Consider the following 25,782-nt stretch of genomic DNA (forward strand, 5'->3'; position numbering starts at 1 on the left):
CCTCAGCGTGGGACGAGGTCCTTCGGATGGTTCGCATGTTTCGGGCAGAACTCGCAAATTGGCTTGATTCGAGCCAAGTGTAGTCCCCAGGCGGTTAAACCGGGATTAACTCTGGCGCGACGATTAACGTTAAGCCAGCGAAGCGCGATGCGAGCGAGGCGACGGTTGCGTCGCTCTTATGGCGAATGCGATCTATTTTTCGAATCATATGTCATTTTCTCCAGATATATGTCATATATGACGATATCATGCCTGTCACCGCCAGGAGAAAGGTTCCGGTGTTGACAATTGCGGCGGGTTTTTGACAGCGGTGCGTGCAAAGTGTAGCTTCATCGTGACGGTTCCTTCCGAGGATGAAAAGGGAACGCAGTGGGCGCGATGCGTGATACTGCGGCTGTCCCCGCAACTGTGAGCGGCAGGCTTGCGCCACGAGGCCACTGGATTTCGGTCCGGGAAGGCGGTGCAGGCGTCAACCGCGAGCCAGGAGACCTGCCGTCGGATGTGGTCACAGCGGACCATCGGTCGGGGTGTGCCGGTGCGGGCTTGCCGTTCTCGTCTTCGGGCGGGCGGGTGTGTCTTGTCGCGGTGACGTGCCACCTGACGTGCGCTGCCTCCGGGCCGGCGTTGCCCGAAGAGGTTCTGTCTTGTTCCCTCCCCTCCGCCTGTCGACGGCGCATGCGCTGCGCGTTGCTTTTCTGTTTTCCGTTCCGCCGGCGCTGGCGGCGCTCGCCATGCAGGCCGACCCGGTGCACGCCCAGCAGGCGGATGCAATGATGCTTGACGAGATCACGGTGACCGCGACCGCCGTACCGACGCCGGTGGCGCAGGTCGGCTCGTCGGTGACGGTCATCACGGAGCAGGAGATAGCCCGCGACCAGCGGCGCACGCTCGCGGACGCGCTCGCCACGGTTCCCGGCCTGAACATGGTGCAGACCGGTGGTCCCGGTGGGCAGGCATCCGTTTTCCTGCGCGGCACCAACGCCAACCACGTGAAGGTGCTGGTCGACGGCGTGCCGGTCAATGATCCGTCGACGCCGAATGGCGTGTTCGATTTCAGCCACCTGGCGACAGCCGACGTCGCGCGCATCGAGGTGCTGCGCGGCCCGCAGAGCGGCCTGTACGGCGCGGACGCACTCGGGGGGGTGATCAGCATCACGACGAAGGCCGGCAAGGGGCCGCCAAAGGCGGCGCTCATGCTCGAAGGCGGTTCGGCAGGCACCTTCAACCAGAGCGCGAGCCTGTCCGGCGGCGGCGAGCGGTTCGACTATTTCTTCTCCGCCGCTCACCTGCGGACGGAGGCGACGCCGGTGACGCCGCCGGAACTGGTGTCGCCCGGCCAGCGCATCAACGACGACTTTTATGACAACTGGAGTTTCGCCACGCGGCTCGGCTTCGCCGTCACCGACAATTTTCGCCTGTCCGTCGTCGGCCGCTACAGCGACGCGCTGCTGAAGAACACGACCGACGGAGGTTGGCCCGGCGCTCCGAACGCCGCCCGCAGCGAACAGCGCAACCAACGCTTCGTAACCCGTGCGGAGGGCGTGTGGTCGCTGTGGGACGGGCGCATCACCAACACCTTCGGCATCGGCTACGCCAACGAGGACCGCGAGAGCACGGAGCCCGCGACCGCGTTCGGCCCCGGCAGCGTGACGGAGTATCTCGGCGAGCGGACGATCTACGACTGGCGCGCGGATGTCGTCGTCGCGCCCGATCACAAGCTCATCCTCGGGCTCCAGCACGAACGCGAACGCTTCGACGACGCCAGCCTTACGGCGTCTGCCGGCAACAGCGCGGGATTCATCGAATGGCAGGGGAAGATTTTCGACCGCCTTGCCTTCGCCGCTAACATTCGCCACGACGACAACGACGATTTCGGTGCCCACACCACCTGGCGCATCGCCCCCACCTTCACGCTGCCGGTGCTGGAAACGCGCTTGAAGGCGAGCGTCGGCACGGGGTTCAAGGCCCCTACCCTGAGCCAGCGCTTCATGGATTCGCGCCCGCTCTACAACTTCTACGGCAATCCGGATCTGCGGCCGGAGGAAAGCACCGGCTACGATATCGGCTTCGAGCAACCGCTTGCCGGAGAGCGCGTGCTGATCGGCGCCACGTATTTCCACAACGATATCGACAATCTCATCAACACCAACACGGATTTCACGTCCTACGAGAACGTGGGCAAGGCGACGACGCGGGGCGTGGAAGCCTTCGCGGCGGTGGCGCTGACGCCGGCGGTCGACCTGCGCGCGGACTATACTTTCACCTTCGCGCGTGATGACGTTGCGCGGCAGGAGCTGCTGCGCCGCCCCCGGCACAAGGCGAGCTTCACCGCGCGCTGGCAGGCGACGGAGAAGCTGGGGCTTTCCGCGACCGCGCTTTATGTCGGTGCGTGGGTGGACGGCAACCGCGATTTCTCCATCCCGCGCCTGCGCACGTCGGGATATGCGACCGTCAACGTCGCCGTCGACTACAAGGCCGCCGACAGCACGGTGCTGTTCGCGCGCGTCGACAACCTGTTCGACCGCCGCTATGAAAACCCGGTCGGCTTCCTGCGGCCGGGGCTCGGCGTCTATGCCGGCCTGCGCTTCACGCCGCCATGACGCGGCGAGCGTCCCGACGGCAGGAGCCTTGGCGGCAACACGATGGGCAACGGCAATCCATGAAGGATCGGCGAACGCGAAAGAGTGCGGCGGGCGCGGCCTGCGGCCTCGCGGGTCTGCTGCTGTCCGTCTTTTGCTACGCTCCCGGTGCCCGCGCCGCCCGTTTCGTGTCCATCAACATGTGCGCGGATGAATTGCTGCTGCGGCTCGCCGATCCTGCCGACATCGCTTCGCTCAGTTATCTCTCGCGAGACGCGCGCAACAGTACGATAGCGACGCAGGCCGCCGCGTTTCCCGTCAACCGCGGGCGGGCGGAGGAGGTGATGGCGCTCGCTCCCGATCTTGTGTTCGCGAGCGCGTTCTCGGCGCCGGCGACGCTCTCCATGCTGCGCCGCCTCGGCGTTCCGCTCGCGGTGCTCGATGTGCCGACGACGTTCGAGGCGATCGTCGCCCAGGTGCGCGGCGTGGCCAGTCGCATCGGCCGGCCGGAGGCCGCCGAGCGGGAGGTGCACCTCATGAACGGGCGGCTCGCCGGCCTCCGGCGGGAATTGCCCCTGTCCCCGGCCACGGCGCTCGTCCTGCAGGCGAACAACATCGCCGTCGGCGCGGGAACGCTGATCGACAGCGTGCTCGCGGAAGCAGGCCTCGTCAATCTCGCCGCGCAGGCCGGTATTGTCGGCTATGGGCGGATGCCGCTGGAGGCGATCCTGATCCGCCCGCCCGATATCCTCATCGTCGAGACCGACAACGAGGGCGCCCCCGCGCTCGCCACGCAGGCGCCGCGCCATCCCGCGCTTGCGGCGCTTGCCCGGCGCGGCGCGATGCGGACCGTCGACATGCCGTCGCGGCTGTGGACCTGCGCCGGCCCTGGCACCGTGGAGGCCGTGGCCTATCTGCGCCGCGCGCTGCAGGGGAAAACGCCATGAGCACCCTGCGGCCGCTCACGCACCGGCAGACCGTCGCGGCGCTGGCGATGGTCGCGGCGCTGCTGACAGCGCTGTCGATGGCGGTCGGCGAGACGCGGCTCGACGTTTTCGCGGCCGCCGCCGACTTCGTCCACGGCCGGGACAGCCTTGCGTCGCTGATCCTCGTCGAACTGCGTCTGCCGCGCGCGCTGCTCGGTGCCGCCACCGGCTTCGGCCTCGGGCTCGCCGGCGCTGCCATGCAGGGGCTGTTGCGCAATCCTCTTGCGGAACCGGGCGTGATGGGCATCTCGGGCGCGGCTGCGCTGGGGGCGGTGGTCATGTTCTATGCCGGGCTCACCGGCGTTTTCGCCTTCGCCCTGCCGCTCGGCGGCATGGCGGGCGCGGCGGCGGCCAGTGTCATCCTGTTCGCGCTCGCCGGCCGGGGACTGGGCACGATGGCGCTGGTGCTGGCGGGCGTCGCCATCAACAGCCTCGCGGGCGCGCTGACGTCGCTGGCGCTCAACCTGTCGCCCAACCCCTACGCGGCGCTTGAGATCGTGTTCTGGCTGATGGGATCGCTCGCCGACCGCAGCCTTGCCGATATCGCCCTCGCGCTCGTGCCGGCAGCGCCCGGGTGGTGGCTGCTGCTGACCGCCGGCCGGGCGCTCGATGCGCTGAGCCTCGGGGAGGACGTGGCGCAAAGTCTTGGCTTCAACCTGCGATGGCTGCGCATCCGGCTCATCCTCGGCACGGCGCTCGCGGTGGGCAGCGCGGTGGCGGTGACGGGCATGATCGGCTTCGTCGGCCTCGTGGCACCGCATCTGGCGCGCCCCCTCGCCGGCCGTGAACCCGGCCGCGTGCTGCCGGCGGCGGGCTTCGTCGGCGCCATCCTGACGCTCGGCGCGGACATTCTGCTGCGCCTGCTGCCCACACAGCCGGAACTCAATCTCGGCGTGGTCACAGCCCTTGTCGGCGCGCCCTTCCTGTTCCTGCTCCTGCGGCGCCTGCGGGGAGAGGCCTGACGATGATCGTGACCGGACATCTCCGATTGTCGCTCAAGGGTGTGCCCGTCCTGCGGGGCATCGATCTCTCGCTGCCGCGCGGCCAGCTGGTCGGCCTGATCGGCTGCAACGGCGCGGGGAAATCGACGCTGCTGCGCGTGCTCGCCGGGCTTGTCCCGGCCGACGAAGGCACGGTGCTGGTCGACGGGCAGCCGGTCGGCACCATCGACCCGAAGGAGCGCGCGCGGCTGATCGCCTACCTGCCGCAGACAGGGCCGGCGCACTGGAACCTCTCCGTCGAGGCGCTGGTGCGTCTCGGCCGCCTGCCCCACTTCGCCAATCCCCGCCGTGACGGCGATGCCGTCGCGCGCGCGCTCGATGCCACCGCCACGGCGCATCTGCGTGGACGCGACGTCGACACGCTTTCCGGCGGGGAGCGCATGCGTGTGCTGCTAGCGCGGGCGCTGGCGGTCGAGGCGCCCGTCCTGCTCGCGGACGAGCCCATCGCCGCGCTCGACCCTCGCCAGCAACTGCTCGTGCTTGGCCTGCTGCGCCGCATGGCGGAGGCGGGCGGGCTGATCGTCGCCGTGCTGCACGATCTCTCGCTCGCAAGCCGGTTCTGCGACCGTCTCGTGCTGCTGAACCGGGGCGCCATCCTTGCCGACGGCCCTTGCGGCGCGGTGTTGACGGACGCCAACATTGCCGCCGCCTACGGGGTGAGCGCGGTCCGCGTGGATCATGCGGGCGAACGGTTCATCCTGCCGTGGCGGCCGGTATGAGCCGGGTTTTGCATACGAACGGCAGGCCCTCTATAGTGAGTGATATAACATATCGTTTCTCACGCCGCCGCATGGCGATTTTCACGTTTCATGCGGTTGCCCCAAAGGTTCTCCGAAAATCCCGGGGCTCTCCGAGAGTTCCTTGGGTTCTCTAAGGGTTCCCGGGATTTTCCAAGAGGTTGTCACATGCTGAACAGGCGTCTCCTGCTCGCGCTTACGGCGGGGCTTTCTCTGGCGGCCGTCGCCGCTTCCATCCCCGCCCATGCGGCCGGGGAGCGGGTGAAAGCGGTCGCGAGTTTTTCCATCCTCGGCGATCTCGTCCGGGAAGTCGGCGGTGACCGGGTCGAGGTCGCCACGCTTGTCGGCGCCAACGGCGACGCGCACGTCTACGAGCCCACGCCTGCGGACGCCCGCAAGCTGGGCGAGGCGCAACTTCTGTTCGAGAACGGCCTGGCCTTTGAGAGCTGGCTGCCGCGCCTCCTCAGGGCTTCGGGTTTCGCGGGCATCCGCGTCGTGGTTTCGGAAGGCATCACGCCGCGTGCCTTCCGGGGTGAGGACGATGGCCACGATCATGCGGACGGCCACGGCGGCGGACATGCGGATCATCGCCACGGTGTGGAGGATCCCCATGCGTGGCAGAATGTCGCCAACGCCGTCATTTATGTGAAGAACATCGCCGCGGCGCTGGAGAAGGCCGATCCCGACCATGCCGCCGCCTACCGCGAGCGCGCCACAGCCTATGCGGCGCGGCTCGCGGCGCTCGACGCGAAGCTGAAGGCGCGGTTCGGCGCCATCCCCGAGGCGCGCCGCAAGGTTGTGACCACGCACGACGCCTTCGGCTACTTCGGAAGCGCTTACGGCATCGCGTTTCTGGGCCCCAGGGGCGTCAGCACGGAAAGCGAGGCCTCCGCGAGCGACGTGGCGCGGATCATCGACCAGATCAGGGAAGACGGCATCACTGCCGTGTTTCTGGAGAACATCACCAGCCCGAAGCTGACGGAGCAGATCGCCTCCGCCACCGGCGTGAAGGTTGGCGGCCGGCTGTATTCTGATGCCCTCGCCGCCCCCGGCGAGCCGGCCTCGACCTACATCGGCCTTGTCGAATCGAACGCTGCCCGGCTCATCGAGGCGCTGGGCGGAACGCCCTGACGCCCCTCTCCCCAGCACGCCGCACGCGACATCTCCGCCCGGGAATATGGTTGCATCCGGATTGATGCGGACGCTTCCGTGTTGCATACATGGTGATCGAAAGTCGAACGGGAGGCATCCATATCATCGACAACAACGGATCATCGGGGGAAAGCGGGCATGGCGACTGACGGCGGGACAGACGGCGCGACGGCCCTGCCGCAGCTCGCCGAACCGGCGCCGGGCGCGCCGCGGCGCGCGCCGGGCGGCTCGGCGGGAGACCGCTATCACGATATCATCCAGGCCGCAGCCGTCCTCTTCGCCGAACGCGGATATCTGGCGACCTCGATGCGCGACATCGCGGAGCGCGTCGGCCTGCTCGGCGGCTCTCTCTATCATCATATCCGCTCGAAGGAGGAATTGTTCGTCGCGGTGCACGACTATGCGCTGCAATACGCCTCCGAGCAGATCGAGGCCGCCGTCGCCAGGGAGACGACGCCGTGGGAGCGGCTGAAAGCCGCATGCGTGCGCCATCTGGAACTGCAACTCAACCCCGAGGTCAACGCGGTTCCCTTCCTGTCTGACTTCCGCAACATCCCCGCCGAGCTGCATGACAAGCTTATCGCCCGGCGCGACATCTTCGAGCGCACCTATGCCGATCTGGTCGACGCGCTGCCCCTGCCCCCTCACATCGATCGCGGCGTTTATCGCTTGTTGCTGATCAGCCTGATCAATTCCGTCAGGTCGTGGTACCGGCCCGGGCGCATGACGATCGCGGAAATCGGCCTTCAGATACTCTACGTTTTCCGCCACGAGGCGGACGCCGGCGGCGGTCTCCACGGGCGCGACGCATGACGGGCCGGAGCCGCCGCAGGGCTGTTTGAAGTTCGGCATTGATTCAAGATTGGAATTCATTCAATTTCCTCGCGGCGAGCGTCCTGAGGGCTTGACCGTACGGAGAGCTTCTGGTTTGACCGGTCAGCCAAACATTTGTTTGGCGGCGTGTCGTCCGGGACGGACGTCGGTCTGCCCGGTGATGCGTTGGGCTGGGAGAGAAACTACATGACGGAAATGGACCAGAATCTCGAGGCCCAAAGCCGCGAGTCCATGGAATATGATGTGGTGATCGTGGGTGCGGGGCCGGCCGGGCTGGCCGCCGCCATTCACATCAAACAACTGGCGGCTGAAAGCGGCGCCGATATTTCCGTCGTAGTGGTCGAGAAGGGTTCCGAGGTCGGGGCGCATATCCTGTCCGGCGCGGTGGTCGATCCGATCGGCCTCGACGCCCTGCTGCCGGACTGGCGGGAGGCCGAGGACACGCCGCTGACCACACAGGTGACCGACGACCATTTCTATCTGCTCGGCCCCTCCGGCGGCATTCGCCTGCCGAACTTCCTGATGCCGCCGCTGATGTCCAACCACGGCAATTTCATCGGCTCGCTCGGCAACGTCGCGCGCTTCCTCGCGGCACGGGCGGAGGAGCTTGGCGTCGAAATCTATCCGGGCTTCGCCGCGACTGAGATACTCTACGGCGAGAACGGCGCCGTCGAGGGCATCGCCACCGGCGACATGGGCATCGACCGGCACGGCCATCCGCGCGCCGACTTCACACGCGGCATGGAACTGCGTGGCAAGTACACACTGTTCGCGGAAGGCGCGCGCGGCAGCCTGACGAAGCAGATCATACCGCGTTTCGGCCTGGACAAAGGCCGCTCGCCGCAGAAATTCGGCATCGGCCTCAAGGAGCTGTGGCAGGTCGATCCGTCGCGCTTCAAGCCTGGCCTCGTCCAGCACAGCTTCGGCTGGCCGCTCGACAGCGGCACGGGCGGCGGCTCGTTCCTGTATCATTTCGAGGATAACCTGGTCGCCGTCGGCTTCGTCGTGCACCTCGATTACAAAAATCCCACGCTGTCACCATTCGACGAGTTCCAGCGCTTCAAGACCCACCCGCTGATCCGCGATACGTTCGAGGGCGCCAAGCGGCTGTCCTATGGCGCGCGCGCCATCACGGAAGGCGGCTGGCAGGCAGTGCCGGCGCTCGCCTTTCCCGGCGGCGCGCTCCTCGGCTGCGCGGCCGGTTTCGTCAACGTGCCGCGCATCAAGGGCAGCCACAACGCCGTCGCTTCCGGCATGCTGGCGGCGCGCTCCGTCGTGTCGGCGCTCGCGGCTGGCCGAGCCTATGACACGCTGCAGGACTATGAGGATGGCTGGCGCGCGTCGAGCATCGGGCGGGACCTGAAGCCGGTGCGCAACGTCAAGCCGCTGTGGTCGCGGTTCGGCACGTTCATCGGCGTGGCGCTTGGCGGCTTCGACATGTGGACGACGACGCTGACCGGCGGCCGCTCGCTGTTCGGCACGCTGCGCCACCGCAAGCGCGACTGCGATTCCCTGCTGACGATCGACCGCGTGAAGCCCCTCACCTACCCGAAGCCAGACGGCGTGCTGACCTTCGACAAGCTGTCGTCGGTGTTCCTGTCCAACACCTCCCATAGCGAGGACCAGCCGGCGCACCTGAAGCTGACGGACCCCGCCGTTCCGATCAAGCGGAACCTGCCGCTCTATGGCGAGCCGGCGCGCCTCTACTGCCCGGCCGGTGTCTACGAGGTCGTCTACGGCAACGAGGAGGCGCACACCGATCCGCGCTTCGTCATCAACGCGCAGAACTGCGTGCACTGCAAGACGTGCGATATCAAGGATCCGTCCCAGAACATCACCTGGGTGCCGCCGGAAGGCGGCGGCGGTCCTAACTATCCGAATATGTAACGGCACGTATTCGGTGCAGCTCAGGCTGCACCGAATATTTACAATTGTAACTAGTTTTACTAAAAAGTATGACATAAACTTGCCGCCAGGGCAGGAAGCTTGTACTTTTCAGATGCATCCCCCTGTAACGATTGATATGACGCATGTCATGTCTGCTCCCCGCCGGTTATGGAGAGGGAGTCTTTCGCAGCACCCGGAGCGCCCGTCATGTCCGAATATACGCCCCCCATCGACGACATTTCCTTTCTCCTGTCCGAGGTCTTCGATATCGACTCTCTCGGGGCGTCGCTGCCCGGGTATGCCGAGGTCAACGCCGAGTTCGCCGTCAGCGTTCTGGAGGAAGCCGGCCGCTTCTTTGCGGAGACTATCCAGCCGCTGAACCTGCCCGGCGACGAGGAAGGCAGCCGGCTCGTCAACGGCGCGGTGCAGACGCCGAAGGGCTTCGCGGAAGCCTACCGGGCCTTCGCTGAGGCCGGCTGGTCGGGCCTTTCGGGCGACCCCGCCTACGGCGGCCAGGGCCTGCCGCGCGTGCTGCAGATTCTCTCCGACGAAATGCTGTCGGCCTCGAACCTGTCGTTCGGCCTGTTCCCCGGCCTGACGCGCGGCGCGACGGAGGCGATCGGCCACCACGCGAGCGATGAACTCAAGGCCACGTATCTGCCCAAGATGATCAGCGGCGAGTGGACCGGCGCCATGGCGCTGACGGAAGCCGGCGCGGGCACGGACCTCGGCCTGCTCAAGACGCAGGCCGAGCCGCAGGCGGACGGCTCCTACAAGATCACCGGCAGCAAGATCTTCATCTCGTCCGGCGACCACGACTTCGGCGGCAACATCATCCATCTGGTGCTGGCGCGCCTTCCCGATGCGCCCAAGGGCGTGAAGGGCATCAGCCTGTTCCTGGCGCCGAAGTTCCTGCTCAACGCCGACGGCTCGCTCGGCGAACGCAACAGCTTCTCGGTCGGCTCGCTTGAGAAGAAGATGGGCATTCACGCCCAGCCCACCTGCGTCATGAACTACGACGGCGCGACCGGCTGGCTGGTGGGGCAGCCGAACAAGGGCCTCTCGGCCATGTTCACGATGATGAACGCGGAGCGCCTGTTCGTCGGCATCCAGGGCCTCGGCATCGCCGACGCCGCCTACCAGAAGGCCGCGCGCTACGCGAAGGAGCGCCTGCAGGGCCGCTCCGTCGACGGCAAGGCGCCGCTCGTGCCGATCATCGAGCATGCGGACGTGCGCAAGATGCTGCTCACCGTCCGCTCGTTCGTGGAAGCGGCGCGCGGCCTGGCCGTGTGGACGGCGCTGGAGATGGACAAGGCGCAGCAGCTCGACGATGCGGCGGCGCGGGCGGTTGCGGACGGCAACGTGGCGCTGATGACGCCGGTCGTCAAGGCGGCCTTCACGGACCTCGGCTTCGAGGGCGCGGTGCTGGCGCAGCAGGTGTTCGGCGGCCACGGCTACATCCGCGAATGGGGTCTCGAACAGTTCGTGCGCGACGCGCGCATCGCCCAGATCTACGAAGGCACCAACGGCGTGCAGGCGCAGGATCTCGTGGGCCGCAAGCTCAGCATCGATGATGGCGCGCTGCCGAAGCACTTCTTCGGGCTGGTCGAGGCCGATCTGGCCGCCGCGCCGGCGGATGTCGCGGATATCGTGAAGCCGGTGCGCGAGGCTTTCGAGGTTCTGAAGCAGGCCACGGAGCGGCTCGCGGCGCGTGCGGCACAGAACCCCGAGGAACCGGGCGCTGCGGCGACGGACTACCTGCGCCTCTTTGCCCTCGTCTCGCTCGGCTGGATCTGGGTGCGCATCGCCACCGCGGCCGCCGCCAAGGCGGACGGGTCGGCGCTGCACAGGCACAAGCTGGCCGTTGGCCGCTTCTTCGTCGCGCGGGTCCTGCCGCAGGTCTACGGGCTCGACCGCGCGCTGGAGGCGGGCGCCGCGCCGATCACCGCGCTGGAGACGGAAGCGTTCTGACGTTCGCGGAAGCGGCCGGACAATCCGGCCGCGTTCCTGCATGCCGGGAGAGACGTTCGCGGCCGCCCGGGCCGCGGTGGTTGTGTCGCCGTTTCAATCGTGCTGCTATCCGCAATCGTCATTCACGATTCACGGTCGCGCTTCGCACGGGGACGCCGCTGCATGTTCTTTTTCGCCTCGAAGATCGTCTGGTTCTTCACGAGCCCGACGAACCTGCTGCTGATGGTGCTGATCGCGGCGAGCCTGCTGCTCTTCACCCGTTTCTACCGGGTGGCGCGGGTGGTCGTGCTCGGCGTCGGAATCGTGCTGTTCGCAGTTGGCGTGACGCCTTTTTCCCGCTTTCTCGTGCAGACGCTGGAGAACGTCTATCCGGATATCTCGCGTAACCCCGGCCATGTCGACGGCGTCATCGTTCTCGGCGGGTCGACGAGTTTCGCGCGGGGGCAGTTGCGTGTCGGCGAAGCGGGCTCCCGCCTCGTCGCGGCGCTGGAACTGGCGCGCGCATATCCGCAGGCGCGCATCATCTTCTCCGGCGGCAGCGCGCGCGTGCTGATCGCGGAAGAGCGGACGGAGGCCGAGGGCGCGCGTATCTTCTTCGATCTCGCCGGCCTTCCGCCGGGTCGGGTCATCTACGAGGATCAAGCGCGCAATACGTTCGAGAACGCCGTTTTCGCGAGGAGGATCGCCGATCCCAGGCCGGGCGAGCGGTGGCTGCTCGTCACCTCCGCGTTCCACATGCCCCGTTCCGTCGCAACCTTTCGCCGTGCAGGGTTCGATGTGGTGCCCTACCCGGTCGATTTCCGCTCGGATGGCCGTTTCAGCGATGACTTTCGTCCGTTCGCCACGGCGCCCGACGGGCTGGGACTGGCCGACATGGTCGTCAAGGAATGGATCGGGATGCTGGTCTACTGGCTGCGGAGCGTTGCCGATTCCGCACCGCAAGGGCAAGGCGGGTAGCCGGGTAGTTGTTCATGCGGCGTGGGCGCGGCGGCGGGCGGGCAATTCCAGCACGACCTCGTCCGTGTCCAGCAGACGCTGGCTCGTCAGGATGAAATTGAGCAGGATGCCGTCGACTTCCTGCGCTTCCCGCACGATCTCGTGTGCGGCACGCAGCGCGGTGCGCGTGGGGCCGCCGGCCGCGCCCAGCGAGGAAACGAGCCAGTGTGCGTCATCCCCCCGCACGATGCCGGTGGGGCGTTCCGCCCAGACGACGTAATCGACAAGCAGCGCGATCAGCGCATCGCCCCAGGCATTGCAGGGCTTCGGCACCAGCCGGTCGAGCGCAATCAGTGCATTGGCTTCTTCACGGTTAGCGATTCCATCCGGAAGTATATGCCGCAGCAGTGTACGCACATCCCATTCCGTAATGGCGCGATCGTCATACGCCTTGTCGATGAATTCACGAAGCTTATTGTTAATCATCTTTCAACGCCTCCCCATCCTGCTCGCAGGACAGCGATCAATCTTTGATGCGTTGAGTATTGCGCCCCGGCACCCACAATCCGGTTAACGGCAAAATCTGAATCCGTGTTCAGGTTAAGCGTTGCTAACCCGGCGTGGTTGACGAATCCTGACGATGCCGCCAAAACCCCGGCGGGCCTTGGGATTCGCGAATACCTGCCCGCAGCGTCGTTTCGCGTGTTTTTACGTCCGGTTGACCATCTTCCATGCCGAACAAACGCCTGATCTGCTTCACGCCTGACCGGAATTTCCTCCCTGCGGCCGTATTTGCGGCCCAAAGGTTACTGAGCCACGGACTCGCCGGAGACATCGACATCGCCGTCGTCTGTACGTCGCAGGACGTCGACGGGGACGGCGCCGGCCACGCCGGCGGGCGGTTGCAGATCATCACCAACTCCTTCCAGGGAACGGGAGAAAACGCGCTCGCGGGTCTCCCCCTCGGCCGCCACCTCACGGACGCGGCCTACAGGCGCCTGTTGCTGCCCTTCGTTCTGCCCGCGCATTACGAGCGCATCCTTTATCTCGACAGCGACACGCTGGTCGTGCGGCCGGGGCTTGGCCGTGTGTTCGATCTCGATCTCGGCGGCTGTCCCTTCGCGGCGGCGCTCGACATGATCTTCCTGAAGGATTTCGAGGATGGTCCGCTGACCGCCGCCTTCCGCGCCTATCGGGCAGGGCTGGGCTTCGCACCGGACACGCCCTACTTCAACTCCGGCGTGCTGCTGATCGACCGCGCGCGCTGGCGGGAGGAGATGCTGACGGAGCGGGCGGTCGCCTTCGCGCGTGCGCATCCGGAACTCTGCCGGTTCCAGGACCAGAGCGCGCTGAACGCGGTGGCGCGCGGCCGCTGGGCGCCGCTGTCGCCGCGCTTCAACTTCATGGGCGATTTCCTGCTGCTCGATCTCATGCGCGACATCGCGCCGGTCGTGCTGCACTTCGTCAACGACCCCAAGCCGTGGCAGCGCGAACGCTGGCGCGGCCCTGCATGGATGCAGGCGCTCTACAGGCCGGATGCGGACGACAGTGCCCTGCCCGCCGGCGTGCCGCTGACGCCGGCATTCCAGCGTTTCCGCGAGCGGCTTCTTGCCTTTCTCGGCGCCCAGCGCTTCATCGATGCCGCGCCCTGATCAGACTGTCAGAACGGTCATGCGCGGCGCCCGTGCGCTGCGCATCAGAATTGCCAGGTGTGGCGCACGAGTGTTGCGGCGGCGGTGAATTCGATAAGGCGCGCGGCGCGGCGCGCCATGGCTTCCTCGTCAGCGCCCCAGATCTCCGCCTGCACATCCTCGTCCACATGGGCCGCCAGCCACGCCGCCTCCGGCGTAATATGCTGGCGGGCGACGGCCAGCGCGATAAGCGCGGAGCCGCTCAGCGCGGTGAGAACGTGCAGCCCGCCGATTGCGTAGGGCGACGGCTGTTCCGCGACGATGCGGGCGATCGTCTCTATGCTTTGCGCCGGCTGCTCGACGAACATCACGCCCTCGGCGAGGAAGAAGCGGGCGCCGAGTTCCTCGCGCGCCCAGTCGAGCAGCGGGTCCCACAGTTGCGCCTGCCGCCGCACCAGCCTTTCCGGCGCGTCGGCGCGGTAGCACAGCAGGTCCGACCCCGCAAAGCGCACGATCTCCGCCGCGACCTCCGGCTGCGCCTGCGATACACCATCGATCACCGAATTGACGAGGCGGGTCATCGGCATGGTGGCGGGATCGATGACCTCCGCCTGCGCCTCCCACTCCTGCGCGAGTACTTCGGCGATGGCGGCGTGCGGTACGGCGACCGGCGCGCGTGCGGGCGTGCGGGCCGCGCGGCCGTCGAGCAGCAACGCATGGCCCTCGTCGCGCAGCTCGGTGTGGGCGCGCTGGTAAAAGCGCCGGGGAAGTACCGGCTTGTCGCCCCGGGCGACAGCCGGCGCCTGTTCGTCGCGTCCCGCGTCCGGCGGCGGCAGTATGCCGCCGGTGAAGTCTCCGCTCATGTCACCCTCCCGCGTCCGTGGCCTTCGCCGCGACGTCCGTGAGCCGCCTGCGCCGCCGTTCGTTGACGATCAGCATCAGGTTGCGTGCATAGATGAACAGGCTTAGCGACTGACCGAGAATGATCACCGGCTCGCGCTGCACAATACCGTAGATGAGCGTGATGAAGCCGCCGCCGATGGAAAAGAACCAGAAGGCGACGGGCACCACGCTGCGCCCGGCCCGCTCGCTGGCGATCCACTGCACCAGAAAGCGCGCCGAGAACAGCGCCTGCCCCAGCAGGCCGAGCGCCAGCCAGACGCTGAATTTCTCGATGAATACTTCGTAGAGATAGCCGCCGATGTCCCGCGACAGGGTGATCAACATGCGTTTTAGTCCTCAACGACCGTGGGGATGGCGCCGCGGCGTGCAATAAGCCAGCGCACGCCGACGAGATCGACGATGCCGACCCAGAGCCGGTCGAAAAACCCGTAGTTGGACGTGCCGGTGAAACGTGGCCGATCGATGACATCGACGAGCAGCACGGCATAGCCCTCGCGCTTCACCAGCGCCGGCATGAAGCGGTGCAGGGCCTTGAAGAACGGCAGCGCCAGATAGACCTCGCGATAGAACACCTTCAGCCCGCATCCGGTATCGCGAGTCGCATCGCGCAATATCCAGCGGCGCACGCGGTTGGCGATCCGTGACTGCATGCGCTTGAAACCGGTGTCCTTGCGGCCGACCCGCTGCCCCTGCACGAGGCCGCTGCCGGACGGGCCGCTCAACAGCGTGGCGACCATTTCGGGGATGAAGGCGGGATCGTTCTGCCCGTCGCCGTCGAGCGTCGCGATGACGGGCGAGCGCGCCGCCAGCACGCCGGAGCGCACGGCGATGCTCTGCCCGGACGAACGGTCGTGGCGGAGGATGCGCAGATGCGGGCGGGCACGCGCGAGCTTCGCGAGTTCCTCGCCGGTGCCGTCGGTGGAGCCGTCGTTGACATAGACGATTTCGAACGGGGAAAGCGGCGCGCAGGCCGCCTCGATCTCGGCGACCAGCGGCGCGATGTTGGCAATCTCGTTCTTCACCGGCACGACGATGCTGAGGCGAAGCGGTGTGGCGTCCTGCACGTTCAACGGTCCTGTTGCTGGCCCTGCGCCGCGGGCGGGGAAGCGCCCTCGCGGCCGGTCCTGTAGACGCCGATGTCGAGCTGGCGTCCGCCATTGATGTTGAAGCCCCGCACGCGCGTCACCAGCGCGGGCGTGAGGCCGGTTTGCGACAGGTGCGCCGCGAAGGCGTCCTCGTCGCGCTTTTCGACGAATGCCATACGGCAATTTCCGCCGGCGAGAAAGGCCGCCGCGCCGGCGCCGTCCGTGAGCACGAGGTCGGTGCGCGTGAGGAAGATCAGGCTGGGCTCCCGGTAGCTCGTGGTCGCGAGCCGCGGTTCGGCACAGTCGAGGCTGCGCGCGGCGGCCGCAAGGCGGGGCGACAGCTTCAGCGACGGAATGAGAGGCTGCGCCACGCCGAACACCGAAACCGACAGCGCAAGCGACGAAACGACGCCGAGAAGCGCGCTCGACACCGCCCTGTCGCGCACGAATGCGAGCCAGCTCCACAGCGCGAGGCCGACGGCGAGAGCAAACCCCGGCAGCGCCGGACCGAGCATCGTGCCGTCGTAGCGGAAGGCGAAAACGCCGAGCCCGGCGGCGATCGCGAGCGGAATGGCGGGAATGAGCACGGTGGCGATGGTTGCCAGCGGACGGCGGCGATGAACGTCGCCGTTGAGCAGGGCCCAGGCGGTGAGGATGGCGATGGCGGGATAGACCGGCAGCACGTAGTGCGGCAGCTTCGTCGGCAGGACCTCGAACACGAGCCATGCCGGCACGATCCACGCCAGGCAGAACGCCACCCACGCCATGCGCCGCTCGCGCCAGAACGCGGGAACGCCGATGGCGGTGAAGATCGCCGCCGGCCAGAAGGTGCCGAAGAAGGCCAGAAGATAGGTGCCCGGCGGCCCCCAGTGGCGCTCCTGCCCGCTCTGCGCCTTCGCCAGCATGTCCTTGCCGACGGATTCTGCGAAAAAGGCGCCGCCCGTCTTGAGCCAGATGGCGAGGAACCAGGGTACGGTGATCGCCGCGACGATCGCGAGCCCCCACAACGGCCGCAGGCCAAGCAACCAGCGCGCAGAGCGATCGCGAATCGACAGCACGGCGGCGGCCAGCCCGCCCACCATCAGCAGCAGCGGTCCCTTGATCAGGATGGACAGGCCGACGGCCAGCCAGAAAATGACGCTGAGCACCGCCGGCAGCGGAGAAAGCCGGTTGAGAAAAGCGCGTGCCAGCACGGCCATGGCAACGACCGAGCAGGCGGCGAGCGTCGCATCCGTCTTGGCGATGCGTGCCTCCACGCCGAGCAGGATCGCGCCGGCCATGAAGGCGCCGGCGAGAAACGCGGCCCGCCGCGCCGGCACCCCGACCTGCCCGGAGAGCAGAACCAGCGCCGCCCAGTAGGTGGCGAGTACCACGGTGATCGCGCCGACAAGCGACGGCAGCCGGTAAAGGGCAATGGTGGTGCGCGCCTCCGGCACGCCGGCGGCCTCCGCTGCCGAAACGACGGCGGCCTGCAGCCAGTAGATTCCCACAGGTTTCTTGTGACGCCCCTCGTCCTGAAACCGGATGTCGATGAAATCGCCGCTTTCCAGCATCTGCTTCGATGCCTGCGCGAAGCGCGGCTCGTCGCGGTCGAAAGGCTGCAACGTCACGAAGCCGGGCAGGAACGACACCAGCGACAGCACGACGAGGATGGCGAGCGCCCTGGCATGGCTCCTTTCCAGAAAAGCCAGCAGGCGCACGCCCCAACCTTCGGAGCGGGCAGGCAGCGGGAGCGATGGGGATGTCATGCGTCAGCAGATTCCAGAGTTCATCGGCTCTCATACCCCATCAGCGCGCGAACGTACAATCGAAACCGGGGGGCCTTCCCCCGCTGCGGCGCCGCAGAAGCGAGAAAGGTCCACGCACATCTTGCATCCGGCACGACAAGCCTCTAGGAGAAGAGTCACACGGTGATCCGGCGGGGCATAGCGCAGTCTGGTAGCGCATCTGCTTTGGGAGCAGAGGGTCGCAGGTTCGAATCCTGCTGCCCCGACCAGTTACCTTGTGCTATAGTGACAGCCGGAATTGCAGCGCTTCCGCTGGGATGCGCCGCGTCTCGCCTTCTGGAGGTCGCAAGGTTCGGATGCAGGAAAGATGACAGCAACGGCACGCATCTACAAACCGGCGCGCAACGCCATGCAGTCCGGCACGGCGCATCAGCGCTGGCTTCTCCAGTTCGAGGCTGGCCGTCCCCGCGAGATAGATCCTCTGATGGGGTGGACGAGTTCGGCCGACACGCGCCAGCAGTTGCGGCTCTGGTTCGACACGAAGGACGAGGCCATCGAATACGCGACGCGCGAGGGCATCCCCTTCCGTGTGGAGGAGCCGCACGAGGCGCGCCGCCGCACCCTCTCCTATTCCGACAATTTCAAGTTCAACCGCATCGGCGCCTGGACGCACTGATCCACCGCCGAAGGGCGAGTGGACCGTGCGCGGTTCGCAACGATGCAGCGTTTGAAAAGCGTCGCGGCTGTATGGCCGCGACATCCGGCCCCGTAGCTCAACCGGATAGAGCACTCGCCTTCTAAGCGAGTGGTTGCAGGTTCAAGTCCTGCCGGGGTCGCCATTGCCGGGCGCGCATAGCCCTTCTCCGGAAGCGGGCGCCACTTCCGGTGGCACGCCGCCCGTAGAGCCCGTTTGGCTCACCGGCAGCGATCGTCACTCCTGCTCGATGGATGACGCTTCCCGTCGCGCCATTTCAAGAAAATAGGCTACCGAATCGAGGCTGCAGAGGCGGGCCAGCGCGGCAAGCTCGCCGCTCATCTGGGATACGTAAGCCGCCGTTTCGGCACGTGAACCGCCGTTAGCCGGGTCCAATGCACCCGCTTCAGAAGGTTGGCCGGCTTGCGCCGTCAGTGTCTCCGCAACGCCTTTTCTGGGAGAAAACGACATAAATTACGCCCAATCGTGTCAATCAAACGACTTCGCCAGTCTAAGCATTGCTTCAAATACACTCAAGGCGTGTTTTGTGCATATTTTTTCCCATTCAGGTTGTATTCAGGCATGTTCATCCCCAGCGGCCAGATATGATAACCTGTCGAGAGCGCCCTGCAGAAGATAGGCTGCAGCCAGCTTGTCGACCAGTTCCGCCCGCCGCGCCCGCGAGGCGTCCGCCGAGATGAGCGTGCGCGTGACCGCAACCGTCGACAGGCGTTCGTCCCACAGCGCCACCGGAATGGGCGTCAGCTTGTGCAGATTGCGCGAGAAGGCCCGTGTCGCCTGCGCGCGGGGGCCTTCGGTTCCATCCATGTTGAGCGGCATTCCGATGACGAATCCGCCCACGTTGTGCAATTTCGCCAGTGCGAGGATGCGCTCGGCATCCTGAGAGAATTTCGTCCGGCGGATCGTTTCGAGCGCCGTCGCGATTCGGCGCTCGATGTCGGACAAGGCCAGCCCGATCGTTTTCGTGCCGAGATCGAAACCCATCAGGCGTTGGCCCGGCTGCAGGTCCTTGAAGGTTTCGAGAGATACGATATTTGTCATTTCTATCGCCTATCATGGCATGGAGGCCATGTCATTCCGGGCCCGCGTCTTTCCGCCGGAAACGCCTTGCACGGGCGTCCCGCATCGCACGAGGAGCATCGCATCGATGAAAATCACCTGGTTCGGCCATTCCGCATTCCGGCTCGATTTCGCTGACAAGGTCGTGCTGATCGATCCCTATCTCACCGGCAATCCGTCCTTCACCGGCGACAGGGCGGAAGCCGTGCGCGGCGTTACCCACATTCTGGTCACGCATGGCCACAGCGACCATTATGGCGATACGGTCGCCATCGCGAAGGAGACCGGAGCGACGGTCGCCACCAACGCCGACCTGTCGTCCTGGTTTGCGCACAAGGGCCTCAACCGGATCGAGCCCATGAACACCGGCGGCACCATCGATGCCGGCGGCTTCTCGGTGACGCTGGTGCGCGCCGACCATTCCGCCGCGACCATCGAGGACGGCGTCAGCCAGGCGCTGGGCAACGCCAACGGCATCATCGTCAAGGCGGTCGGCGAGCCCACCGTCTACCACCTCGGCGATACCGACATCTTCAGCGATCTCGCGCTGATCGCCGAAATTCACCAGCCGGACATTGCCTTCGTGCCGATCGGCGACCGCTTCACCATGGGCGCGGAAACGGCGTCGCTCGCCGTTCGGCGTTTCCTGAAGACGGAGCGCGTGGTCCCCATCCACTACGCTACGTTCCCGCTGCTCGCTCCCTCGGCCGACAAATTCGTGGCGGCGCTGGACGGCACGCCGACCACGGTGATCGTGCCCGAAAAGAACGCGGCCTTCGGCCTGTAAGCAGAACGGGGCCGGTGCGACCCGGCCCCATTCCCGCATCATTCGATGCCGAGCTTGTCTTTCAGGATGTCGTTCAACGCCTGCGGATTGGCCTTGCCGCCGGTCGATTTCATCACCTGACCGACGAACCAGCCGAGCAGCGTGGGCTTGAGCTTTACCTGCTCCACCTTGTCCGGATTGCCGGCGATGATGGCGTCGACGGCCGCCTCGATGGCGCCCGTGTCCGTCACCTGCTTGAGACCGCGCTCCTCGACGATGGCGCGCGGGTCGCCGCCTTCAGTCCAGACGATCTCGAACAGGTCCTTGGCGATCTTGCCCGAGATGACCTTCTCGCCGATGAGGTCGATGACCGCGCCGAGCTGATGCGCCGACACGGGCGAGGTGGCGACGGTGAGGCCTTCCTTGTTGAGGCGGCCGAACAACTCGTTGATGACCCAGTTCGCCGCCGCCTTGCCGTCGCGTGCCTTCGCCACTTCCTCGAAGAAGTCGGCGGTCTCGCGTTCGGCGACCAGCACGCCGGCGTCATACGCGGAAAGGCCGTAGTCGCTGACGAAGCGCGCCTTCTTGGCGTCGGGCAGCTCCGGCAGGCCGGTGGCCAGCCCGTTGACGAACGCCTGTTCAAAAGTGAGCGGCAGCAAGTCGGGGTCCGGGAAATAGCGGTAGTCGTGCGCCTCTTCCTTGGAGCGCATGGACCGCGTCTCGCCCTTGTTGGCGTCGAACAGGCGCGTTTCCTGATCGATGGTGCCGCCGTCCTCCAGAACGCCGATCTGGCGGCGCGCCTCGTATTCGATCGCCTGGCCGATGAAGCGGATCGAGTTGACGTTCTTGATCTCGCAGCGCGTGCCGAGCGCCTCGCCGGGACGGCGCACGGATACGTTGACGTCCGCGCGCAGGCTGCCCTTGTCCATGTCGCCATCGCAGGTGCCGAGATAGCGCAGGATGGTGCGCAGCTTCGTCACATAGGCCTTCGCCTCCTCCGACGAGCGCATGTCCGGACGGGAAACGATCTCCATCAGCGCGACGCCGGAGCGGTTGAGGTCGACGAGGCTCGCGCCGGGGCTCAGGTCATGGATCGACTTGCCGGCGTCCTGCTCCAGGTGCAGCCGCTCGATGCCGACGACGATCTGGCGGCCGTCCGGCACATCCACGATCACCTCACCCTCGCCCACGATCGGGTCCTTGTACTGGCTGATCTGGTAGCCCTGCGGCAGGTCGGGGTAGAAATAGTTCTTGCGGTCGAACACCGAGCGCAGGTTGATCTTCGCCTTCAGGCCGAGGCCGGTGCGCACCGCCTGCGCGACACATTCGGCGTTGATGACCGGCAGCATGCCCGGAAAGGCGGCATCCACCAGCGAGACGTGATCGTTCGGCGCGCCGCCGAACTCCGTCGAGGCGCCGGAAAAGAGCTTCGACTGCGACAGCACCTGCGCATGGATTTCCATGCCGATGACGATCTCCCAATCGCCGGTTGCGCCCTTGATCAGATTGTGCGTGGCCACAGGGGCGTTCATCGTCCTACTCCGTCTGCCGAACGGAACCTTCCCGCCATCAGGCGCGCGAATGGCTCCGGTCTATGGGTCTGGCGCGTTTTCGATCCGAAAACGCTATCGCGGCGACAGCCGCTCGTCCTCATATGCTATCACCCAATCCATCATCGTCCGCCATACGGCTTCCGCCAGATCGGGCGGGGCGCCGAGTTCGCCCGCGTGTCGGCGAACCTGTCCGGCGACCTCTTCCACCCGGGCGGGAATCAACGCCGGCAGGCCGTGCGACCGCTTGGCGACGATGACCCGGTCGACCACCGCCATGCGCCGCGCCAGCAGCGCGACGATCTCGGCATCGATGGCGTCGATCTCGGCCCGGAAGCCCGTCAGGGCGTTTTCGGGCGCGTCCGCCATGGCGCTACTTCCACCACTGCGGCGCCGACACCCGGCCCGCAGCCTGCTCGATCACCTCGCCGGCGGCGAGCAACGTTTCCTCATCGAAGGGGCGTCCGATGAGCTGCAGCCCGAGCGGCAGCCCCTGCGCGCCCAGTCCCGCCGGCACGGCGAGGCCCGGCAGGCCCGCCATGTTGACGGTGACCGTGAACACGTCGTTGAGATACATCTCGATGGGCGAGGCGTTCGCCATCTCGCCGATGCCGAAAGCGGGCGTGGGCGTCGCCGGGGTCAGGATGGCGTCGACGCCAGAGGCGTAGACGTTCTCGAAATCCTGCCGGATCAGCGTGCGCACCTTCTGCGCCTTGACGTAATAGGCGTCATAGTAGCCCGCCGACAGCACATAGGTGCCGATGAGGATACGCCGCTTCACCTCGCGCCCGAAGCCGGCCGCGCGCGTGTTCTCGTAAAGCTCGGCGATGTCCCTGCCCGGCACGCGCAGGCCATAGCGGACGCCGTCGTAGCGCGCGAGGTTCGACGATGCCTCAGCCGGAGCGACGATGTAATACGCGGCAAGCGCATAGGATGTGTGCGGCAGCGACACTTCGACCGCCTCCGCGCCCGCGTCGCGCAGCCAGTCGACGCCCTTTTGCCACAGCGCGTCGATCTCCGGCGACAGGCCCTCCAGCCGGTATTCCTTCGGAATGCCGATTCTCAACCCGCGGATCGAGCGCCCGACCGCCGCCTCGTAGTCCGGTACATCGCGTTCGACCGACGTCGAATCCTTGGGGTCGAAACCCGCCATGGAGCGCAGCAGGATGGCGCAGTCGCGCACCGTGCGCGTGATCGGCCCGGCCTGGTCGAGCGAGGAGGCGAAGGCCACCGTGCCCCAGCGCGAGCAGCGCCCGTAGGTCGGCTTCATGCCAACCGTGCCCGTGAACGCCGCCGGCTGGCGGATGGAACCGCCGGTGTCGGTCGCCGTCGCGCCAAGGCAGAGCCCTGCCGCAACCGCTGCCGAGGAGCCGCCCGAGGAGCCGCCGGGCGTCAGCTTCGCGTCCGAGCCGCCGCGCCGCCACGGGTTGACCACCGGACCGAAGAACGATGTCTCGTTCGACGAACCCATGGCGAACTCGTCGTTGTTAAGCTTGCCGAGCATCACCGCGCCGTCACGCCACAACTGCGAGGTGACGGTCGATTCGTAAGACGGCACGAAACTTTCCAGAATGCGCGAACAGGCGGTGGTGCGCACGCCATCGGTCGCGAACAGGTCCTTGACGCCGACAGGGATGCCCTCCAGCGGCCCGGCGTTGCCGGCCGCGAGCCGTTCGTCGGCCGACTTCGCGCCCGCGAGCGCCTTTTCCGGCGTCACCAACACGTAGGCGTTGAGCGCCCCGGCCGCGTCGATGGCGTCCAGGTGCGCCTGCGTGAGTTCCGTTGACGAGAACCGGCGGGCGGTGAGGCCGTCGCGCGCTTCCGCGAGGGTGAGCTGCGTCAGATCGGTCATTATTCCACCACCTTCGGAACCACGAAATAATTGTCCTCGGTCTGCGGCGCGTTAGCGACGATCCTGTCGGCATAGCCGCCGTCGTTCATCACATCGGCGCGCTGGCGCAGCGCCATGGGCAGCACCGATGTCATCGGTTCGACGTTGCTCACATCCACCGCATCGAGCTGCGCGACGAAACTGAGGATGGCGTTCAGTTCGCTTTGCAGATGCGGCACCTCTTCGTCGGTCACCGCGATGCGCGCGAGATGCGCGATGCGGCGGACGGTGTTCTCGTCAACGGCCATGGAATCCGGTCACTCTCGTTCTTGTCAGTGATTTCGAGATGTCAGGTTCTGGGCTATAGCCCCTCGCGCGCCGCGCCGCAAGTCGCCCGGCGGTTATGGCGCCAGCAGCGACACGCGGTTGCCGGGGTGGCGCGCGATGCGGCCGGCAAGCTCCAGGTCGAGCAGCGCCGCATGCACCACGCGGACGGGCAGCCCGGCGCTGCGCACGAGTTCGTCCACGTCGACGGGCGCCGTTCCCAGGAGATCGGCGATGAGGTGCGCGCCCTCCTCCATCCGGGCGGGGAACCGCGCGCGCTCGTCACCGGCAGCCTTGCCGCCGTCGTAGAGTCCCGGATCGTAGGCGGCGCGATCGGCGACGGGCGCGGGAGCGATCTCGGGCCAGTCGAATTCGTCCCACAACGGTTCGCCTGTTTCTTCGGCGTTGCCGGCCTCGAACAGCGATTTCTGCGCCGGCCCCCTGTCCACGAGCGGCGCCAGTGCCGTCACCACGTCATCGACCCCCGCGCAAAGGTTCGCGCCCTGCCGGATCAGGTCGTTGGGGCCGTCGGCGCGCGGATCGAGCGGCGAGCCTGGCACGGCGAACACCTCGCGCCCTTGTTCCATGGCGAAGCGGGCGGTAATGAGCGAGCCGGACCTGCGCGCCGCCTCGACGATGACGGTGCCGAGCGACAGGCCGGAGACGATACGGTTGCGCCGGGGAAAATCCCGCCCGCGCGCGGTCCAGCCCATGGGCATCTCGCAGACGGCCGCGCCTCCCTCTATGATCTTCATGAGCAGCGGCTCGTTCTCAGGCGGGTAGATTTTATCATGGCCGCCGGCGAGTACGGCGACGGTGCCGGTGACGAGGCTCGCGGCGTGGGCGCGCGCATCGATGCCGCGCGCGAGCCCGGACACCACGGTGAAGCCCGCCTCGCCCAGCCCGCGGGCCAGCCGTTCCGCGAAGGTCTGGCCGTTGGCCGAGGCGTTGCGCGATCCCACGATGGCCACCATGGGCTTCGCGAGCACGGAAAGGTCGCCGCGCACCGCGATGACCGGCGGCGCGGAGTCGATGGCGCGCAGCGCCTCGGGGTAGTCCGGCTCGCCGAGCGCCACGAAGCAAACGCCCATGCGCCGCGCGGTGGCGAGTTCCCGCTCCGCCTCCGCGCGGGAAGCGACGCGGACAGCGCGGCCGCTCTTGCGCGCCAGCTCCGGCACGGCCTCCAGCGCGGCGGAGGCTGTGCCGAAGCGCGCGATCAGCGTGCGGAAAGTGCGCGGGCCGACGTTGTCGGATCGGATAAGGCGCAGCCAGTTCAGCCGCTGCTCGTCATCAAGCCGTACGCCCGTCGCCATCCCGTATATCCCGCCAATGCACGCTCCCGTGAAGCGGACAGGGCTTCCGGGTAAAGATGTTGCTCAATAAACTCTCCAGACCGGGCAGCCTCCGGCGCACCCTGATCGATCAGAGTTCGCTCAAACTCAAAAATCTGCAAGCTGCCCCGCTTCAATACAAACAGGATGGATTTTAGCCCTGCTTTTTCTCGCCGATGCGCGGCTCCGTCTTCGTGGCAAGGCGTGCGATATTGCCACGATGCTTGTACCACAGAAGCGCGCCCAGGATGCAGTAAAGCACCGCAACCTTGCCCTGGCCTGTCTCCCACAGCACGACCGGCGTCGCCGCGCTGGCGGCGAGCGCGGCGAGGGACGAATAGCGATAGATCAGCGCCGTGATCAGCCAGATCGCCGCGAAGGCTAGCGCGGCAACGGGCGCGAGGCCGACAAGACAACCGATGAACGTCGCGACGCCCTTCCCGCCCCTGAACTGCAGCCAGACGGGAAACAGATGCCCGAGGAACGCGCCGAGCGCCGCATAGAGCGCGACGTCGCGCCCCGCGAAATCCTCGACGAGGATGACGGCGAGTGCGCCCTTCAGCATGTCGCCGAGCAGCGTCGCCGCCGCGAGCGCCTTGTTGCCGGTGCGCAGCACATTGGTGGCGCCGATGTTGCCGGAGCCGATCTGGCGGATGTCGCCGAGGCCGGCGAACCGCGTCAGCAGCAGGCCAAACGGGATCGAGCCCAGAACGTAGCCGAACAGCAGGGCAAGGACGCCCTGCGGCCAGAATTGCGCCAGCACTTCTTCCATGGGCG

At 66.7% G+C, this 25,782-nt stretch carries 25 protein-coding genes, 2 tRNA genes and 1 riboswitch; of the genes, 14 read left to right on the forward strand and 13 right to left on the reverse strand.

All coding sequences use genetic code 11. The features are described from left to right. The first annotated feature begins 321 nt into the window (after positions 1-321). A riboswitch (cobalamin riboswitch) is annotated at positions 322-511 on the forward strand. A 133-nt stretch (positions 512-644) separates the two neighbouring features. The 9 genes from FHS82_RS11910 to FHS82_RS11950 all read left to right on the forward strand — a co-directional run bounded on the left by FHS82_RS11910 (position 645) and on the right by FHS82_RS11950 (position 12,104). After that, positions 645-2,600, forward strand: a complete 1,956-nt coding sequence (locus FHS82_RS11910) for a TonB-dependent receptor plug domain-containing protein (protein ID WP_166953025.1) — start codon at positions 645-647, stop codon at positions 2,598-2,600. Between the two features lie 59 nt (positions 2,601-2,659). Next, positions 2,660-3,526 carry an ABC transporter substrate-binding protein gene (locus tag FHS82_RS11915; protein ID WP_166953032.1) on the forward strand — a complete coding sequence of 289 codons (867 nt, stop codon included), beginning with the start codon at positions 2,660-2,662 and terminating at the stop codon, positions 3,524-3,526. Further along, positions 3,523-4,527, forward strand: coding sequence for a FecCD family ABC transporter permease (locus FHS82_RS11920; RefSeq protein WP_166953037.1), 1,005 nt, complete (start codon positions 3,523-3,525; stop codon positions 4,525-4,527). The genes FHS82_RS11915 and FHS82_RS11920 overlap by 4 nt, the downstream gene beginning before the upstream one ends. Positions 4,528-4,529: 2 nt before the next feature. Continuing rightward, entirely contained in the window at positions 4,530-5,285 is a 756-nt protein-coding gene (locus FHS82_RS11925; RefSeq protein ID WP_166953040.1) for an ABC transporter ATP-binding protein, read from the forward strand. 186 nt (positions 5,286-5,471) lie between these two features. Beyond that, the gene (locus FHS82_RS11930) at positions 5,472-6,434 is read left to right on the forward strand and encodes a metal ABC transporter solute-binding protein, Zn/Mn family (RefSeq protein ID WP_166953051.1); all 963 of its coding nucleotides are present in this window, start codon (positions 5,472-5,474) and stop codon (positions 6,432-6,434) included. Positions 6,435-6,593: 159 nt separating this feature from the next. Next, positions 6,594-7,268 carry a TetR/AcrR family transcriptional regulator gene (locus FHS82_RS11935; protein WP_166953054.1) on the forward strand — a complete coding sequence of 225 codons (675 nt, stop codon included), beginning with the start codon at positions 6,594-6,596 and terminating at the stop codon, positions 7,266-7,268. A 207-nt stretch (positions 7,269-7,475) separates the two neighbouring features. Then, on the forward strand, positions 7,476-9,176 hold the full coding sequence (locus FHS82_RS11940) for an electron transfer flavoprotein-ubiquinone oxidoreductase (RefSeq protein WP_377700240.1): 1,701 nt from the start codon (positions 7,476-7,478) through the stop codon (positions 9,174-9,176). A 207-nt stretch (positions 9,177-9,383) separates the two neighbouring features. Then, positions 9,384-11,147, forward strand: a complete 1,764-nt coding sequence (locus FHS82_RS11945; RefSeq protein WP_166953056.1) for an acyl-CoA dehydrogenase C-terminal domain-containing protein — start codon at positions 9,384-9,386, stop codon at positions 11,145-11,147. Positions 11,148-11,309: 162 nt separating this feature from the next. Further along, entirely contained in the window at positions 11,310-12,104 is a 795-nt protein-coding gene (locus FHS82_RS11950; protein ID WP_166953058.1) for a YdcF family protein, read from the forward strand. A gap of 12 nt (positions 12,105-12,116) precedes the next feature. Here the strand turns inward: FHS82_RS11950 and FHS82_RS11955 are convergent, their stop codons facing one another. Continuing rightward, positions 12,117-12,569 carry a hypothetical protein gene (locus tag FHS82_RS11955; RefSeq protein ID WP_166953060.1) on the reverse strand — a complete coding sequence of 151 codons (453 nt, stop codon included), beginning with the start codon at positions 12,567-12,569 and terminating at the stop codon, positions 12,117-12,119. Positions 12,570-12,814: 245 nt separating this feature from the next. Between FHS82_RS11955 and FHS82_RS11960 the strand changes: the two genes are divergently transcribed. Further along, the gene (locus FHS82_RS11960; RefSeq protein WP_166953062.1) at positions 12,815-13,735 is read left to right on the forward strand and encodes a glycosyltransferase family 8 protein; all 921 of its coding nucleotides are present in this window, start codon (positions 12,815-12,817) and stop codon (positions 13,733-13,735) included. A gap of 44 nt (positions 13,736-13,779) precedes the next feature. On the opposite strand, the gene FHS82_RS11965 is transcribed toward FHS82_RS11960, so the two are convergent. From FHS82_RS11965 to FHS82_RS11980, 4 genes are read right to left on the reverse strand one after another with little or no spacing between them, the layout of a single operon-like run. Beyond that, positions 13,780-14,577, reverse strand: coding sequence for an ATP12 family chaperone protein (locus tag FHS82_RS11965; protein ID WP_166953064.1), 798 nt, complete (start codon positions 14,575-14,577; stop codon positions 13,780-13,782). Position 14,578: 1 nt separating this feature from the next. Further along, positions 14,579-14,941 carry a lipid-A-disaccharide synthase N-terminal domain-containing protein gene (locus FHS82_RS11970; protein ID WP_166953066.1) on the reverse strand — a complete coding sequence of 121 codons (363 nt, stop codon included), beginning with the start codon at positions 14,939-14,941 and terminating at the stop codon, positions 14,579-14,581. A gap of 5 nt (positions 14,942-14,946) precedes the next feature. Further along, positions 14,947-15,681, reverse strand: a complete 735-nt coding sequence (locus tag FHS82_RS11975) for a glycosyltransferase (protein ID WP_166953068.1) — start codon at positions 15,679-15,681, stop codon at positions 14,947-14,949. Between the two features lie 2 nt (positions 15,682-15,683). Continuing rightward, entirely contained in the window at positions 15,684-17,450 is a 1,767-nt protein-coding gene (locus tag FHS82_RS11980; RefSeq protein ID WP_166953070.1) for an ArnT family glycosyltransferase, read from the reverse strand. 171 nt (positions 17,451-17,621) lie between these two features. Here FHS82_RS11980 and FHS82_RS11985 point away from each other — a divergent pair. The 3 genes from FHS82_RS11985 (at position 17,622) to FHS82_RS11995 (ending at position 18,268) form a co-directional block, all read left to right on the forward strand. Next, positions 17,622-17,698: transfer RNA gene (locus FHS82_RS11985), tRNA-Pro, on the forward strand. A 98-nt stretch (positions 17,699-17,796) separates the two neighbouring features. Then, the gene (locus FHS82_RS11990) at positions 17,797-18,105 is read left to right on the forward strand and encodes an ETC complex I subunit (protein WP_166953072.1); all 309 of its coding nucleotides are present in this window, start codon (positions 17,797-17,799) and stop codon (positions 18,103-18,105) included. An 86-nt stretch (positions 18,106-18,191) separates the two neighbouring features. Then, a tRNA-Arg gene (locus tag FHS82_RS11995) sits at positions 18,192-18,268 on the forward strand. A gap of 92 nt (positions 18,269-18,360) precedes the next feature. Here FHS82_RS11995 and FHS82_RS12000 read toward each other — a convergent pair. Both FHS82_RS12000 and ruvX read right to left on the reverse strand, forming a co-directional pair. Further along, complete coding sequence (locus tag FHS82_RS12000; RefSeq protein WP_166953074.1) at positions 18,361-18,594, reverse strand: hypothetical protein; 234 nt, start codon at positions 18,592-18,594, stop codon at positions 18,361-18,363. A gap of 105 nt (positions 18,595-18,699) precedes the next feature. Further along, entirely contained in the window at positions 18,700-19,185 is a 486-nt protein-coding gene (gene ruvX, locus FHS82_RS12005) for a Holliday junction resolvase RuvX (RefSeq protein ID WP_166953076.1), read from the reverse strand. A 106-nt stretch (positions 19,186-19,291) separates the two neighbouring features. Between ruvX and FHS82_RS12010 the strand changes: the two genes are divergently transcribed. After that, on the forward strand, positions 19,292-19,990 hold the full coding sequence (locus FHS82_RS12010; RefSeq protein WP_166953078.1) for a metal-dependent hydrolase: 699 nt from the start codon (positions 19,292-19,294) through the stop codon (positions 19,988-19,990). A 38-nt stretch (positions 19,991-20,028) separates the two neighbouring features. Here the strand turns inward: FHS82_RS12010 and gatB are convergent, their stop codons facing one another. From gatB to plsY, 6 genes are all read right to left on the reverse strand, one after another. Beyond that, complete coding sequence (gatB, locus tag FHS82_RS12015) at positions 20,029-21,501, reverse strand: Asp-tRNA(Asn)/Glu-tRNA(Gln) amidotransferase subunit GatB (RefSeq protein ID WP_166953080.1); 1,473 nt, start codon at positions 21,499-21,501, stop codon at positions 20,029-20,031. A gap of 93 nt (positions 21,502-21,594) precedes the next feature. After that, entirely contained in the window at positions 21,595-21,888 is a 294-nt protein-coding gene (locus FHS82_RS12020; protein ID WP_166953082.1) for a chorismate mutase, read from the reverse strand. A gap of 4 nt (positions 21,889-21,892) precedes the next feature. Beyond that, complete coding sequence (gatA, locus tag FHS82_RS12025) at positions 21,893-23,371, reverse strand: Asp-tRNA(Asn)/Glu-tRNA(Gln) amidotransferase subunit GatA (protein ID WP_166953084.1); 1,479 nt, start codon at positions 23,369-23,371, stop codon at positions 21,893-21,895. Continuing rightward, positions 23,371-23,658, reverse strand: a complete 288-nt coding sequence (gatC, locus tag FHS82_RS12030) for an Asp-tRNA(Asn)/Glu-tRNA(Gln) amidotransferase subunit GatC (RefSeq protein ID WP_166953086.1) — start codon at positions 23,656-23,658, stop codon at positions 23,371-23,373. Before gatC ends, gatA begins: the two co-directional genes overlap by 1 nt. A gap of 93 nt (positions 23,659-23,751) precedes the next feature. Beyond that, the gene (gene dprA, locus FHS82_RS12035; protein WP_166953088.1) at positions 23,752-24,987 is read right to left on the reverse strand and encodes a DNA-processing protein DprA; all 1,236 of its coding nucleotides are present in this window, start codon (positions 24,985-24,987) and stop codon (positions 23,752-23,754) included. Positions 24,988-25,159: 172 nt separating this feature from the next. Then, positions 25,160-25,777, reverse strand: coding sequence for a glycerol-3-phosphate 1-O-acyltransferase PlsY (gene plsY / locus FHS82_RS12040; protein WP_166953090.1), 618 nt, complete (start codon positions 25,775-25,777; stop codon positions 25,160-25,162). Between the last annotated feature and the right edge of the window lie 5 nt (positions 25,778-25,782).

It is taken from the genome of Pseudochelatococcus lubricantis, assembly GCF_011762225.1.
Lineage (GTDB): Bacteria > Pseudomonadota > Alphaproteobacteria > Rhizobiales > Beijerinckiaceae > Pseudochelatococcus > Pseudochelatococcus lubricantis.

Coding starts and splice junctions, on each gene's coding strand:
- FHS82_RS11915 (WP_166953032.1), top strand. CDS start 2,660: ATGAAGGATCGGCGAACGCGAAAGAGTGCGGCGGGCGCGGCCTGCGGC.
- FHS82_RS11920 (WP_166953037.1), top strand. CDS start 3,523: ATGAGCACCCTGCGGCCGCTCACGCACCGGCAGACCGTCGCGGCGCTG.
- FHS82_RS11925 (WP_166953040.1), top strand. CDS start 4,530: ATGATCGTGACCGGACATCTCCGATTGTCGCTCAAGGGTGTGCCCGTC.
- FHS82_RS11930 (WP_166953051.1), top strand. CDS start 5,472: ATGCTGAACAGGCGTCTCCTGCTCGCGCTTACGGCGGGGCTTTCTCTG.
- FHS82_RS11935 (WP_166953054.1), top strand. CDS start 6,594: ATGGCGACTGACGGCGGGACAGACGGCGCGACGGCCCTGCCGCAGCTC.
- FHS82_RS11940 (WP_377700240.1), top strand. CDS start 7,476: ATGACGGAAATGGACCAGAATCTCGAGGCCCAAAGCCGCGAGTCCATG.
- FHS82_RS11945 (WP_166953056.1), top strand. CDS start 9,384: ATGTCCGAATATACGCCCCCCATCGACGACATTTCCTTTCTCCTGTCC.
- FHS82_RS11950 (WP_166953058.1), top strand. CDS start 11,310: ATGTTCTTTTTCGCCTCGAAGATCGTCTGGTTCTTCACGAGCCCGACG.
- FHS82_RS11955 (WP_166953060.1), bottom strand. CDS start 12,569: ATGATTAACAATAAGCTTCGTGAATTCATCGACAAGGCGTATGACGAT.
- FHS82_RS11960 (WP_166953062.1), top strand. CDS start 12,815: ATGCCGAACAAACGCCTGATCTGCTTCACGCCTGACCGGAATTTCCTC.
- FHS82_RS11965 (WP_166953064.1), bottom strand. CDS start 14,577: ATGAGCGGAGACTTCACCGGCGGCATACTGCCGCCGCCGGACGCGGGA.
- FHS82_RS11970 (WP_166953066.1), bottom strand. CDS start 14,941: ATGTTGATCACCCTGTCGCGGGACATCGGCGGCTATCTCTACGAAGTA.
- FHS82_RS11980 (WP_166953070.1), bottom strand. CDS start 17,450: ATGACATCCCCATCGCTCCCGCTGCCTGCCCGCTCCGAAGGTTGGGGC.
- FHS82_RS11990 (WP_166953072.1), top strand. CDS start 17,797: ATGACAGCAACGGCACGCATCTACAAACCGGCGCGCAACGCCATGCAG.
- FHS82_RS12000 (WP_166953074.1), bottom strand. CDS start 18,594: ATGTCGTTTTCTCCCAGAAAAGGCGTTGCGGAGACACTGACGGCGCAA.
- ruvX (WP_166953076.1), bottom strand. CDS start 19,185: ATGACAAATATCGTATCTCTCGAAACCTTCAAGGACCTGCAGCCGGGC.
- FHS82_RS12010 (WP_166953078.1), top strand. CDS start 19,292: ATGAAAATCACCTGGTTCGGCCATTCCGCATTCCGGCTCGATTTCGCT.
- gatB (WP_166953080.1), bottom strand. CDS start 21,501: ATGAACGCCCCTGTGGCCACGCACAATCTGATCAAGGGCGCAACCGGC.
- FHS82_RS12020 (WP_166953082.1), bottom strand. CDS start 21,888: ATGGCGGACGCGCCCGAAAACGCCCTGACGGGCTTCCGGGCCGAGATC.
- gatA (WP_166953084.1), bottom strand. CDS start 23,371: ATGACCGATCTGACGCAGCTCACCCTCGCGGAAGCGCGCGACGGCCTC.
- gatC (WP_166953086.1), bottom strand. CDS start 23,658: ATGGCCGTTGACGAGAACACCGTCCGCCGCATCGCGCATCTCGCGCGC.
- dprA (WP_166953088.1), bottom strand. CDS start 24,987: ATGGCGACGGGCGTACGGCTTGATGACGAGCAGCGGCTGAACTGGCTG.
- plsY (WP_166953090.1), bottom strand. CDS start 25,777: ATGGAAGAAGTGCTGGCGCAATTCTGGCCGCAGGGCGTCCTTGCCCTG.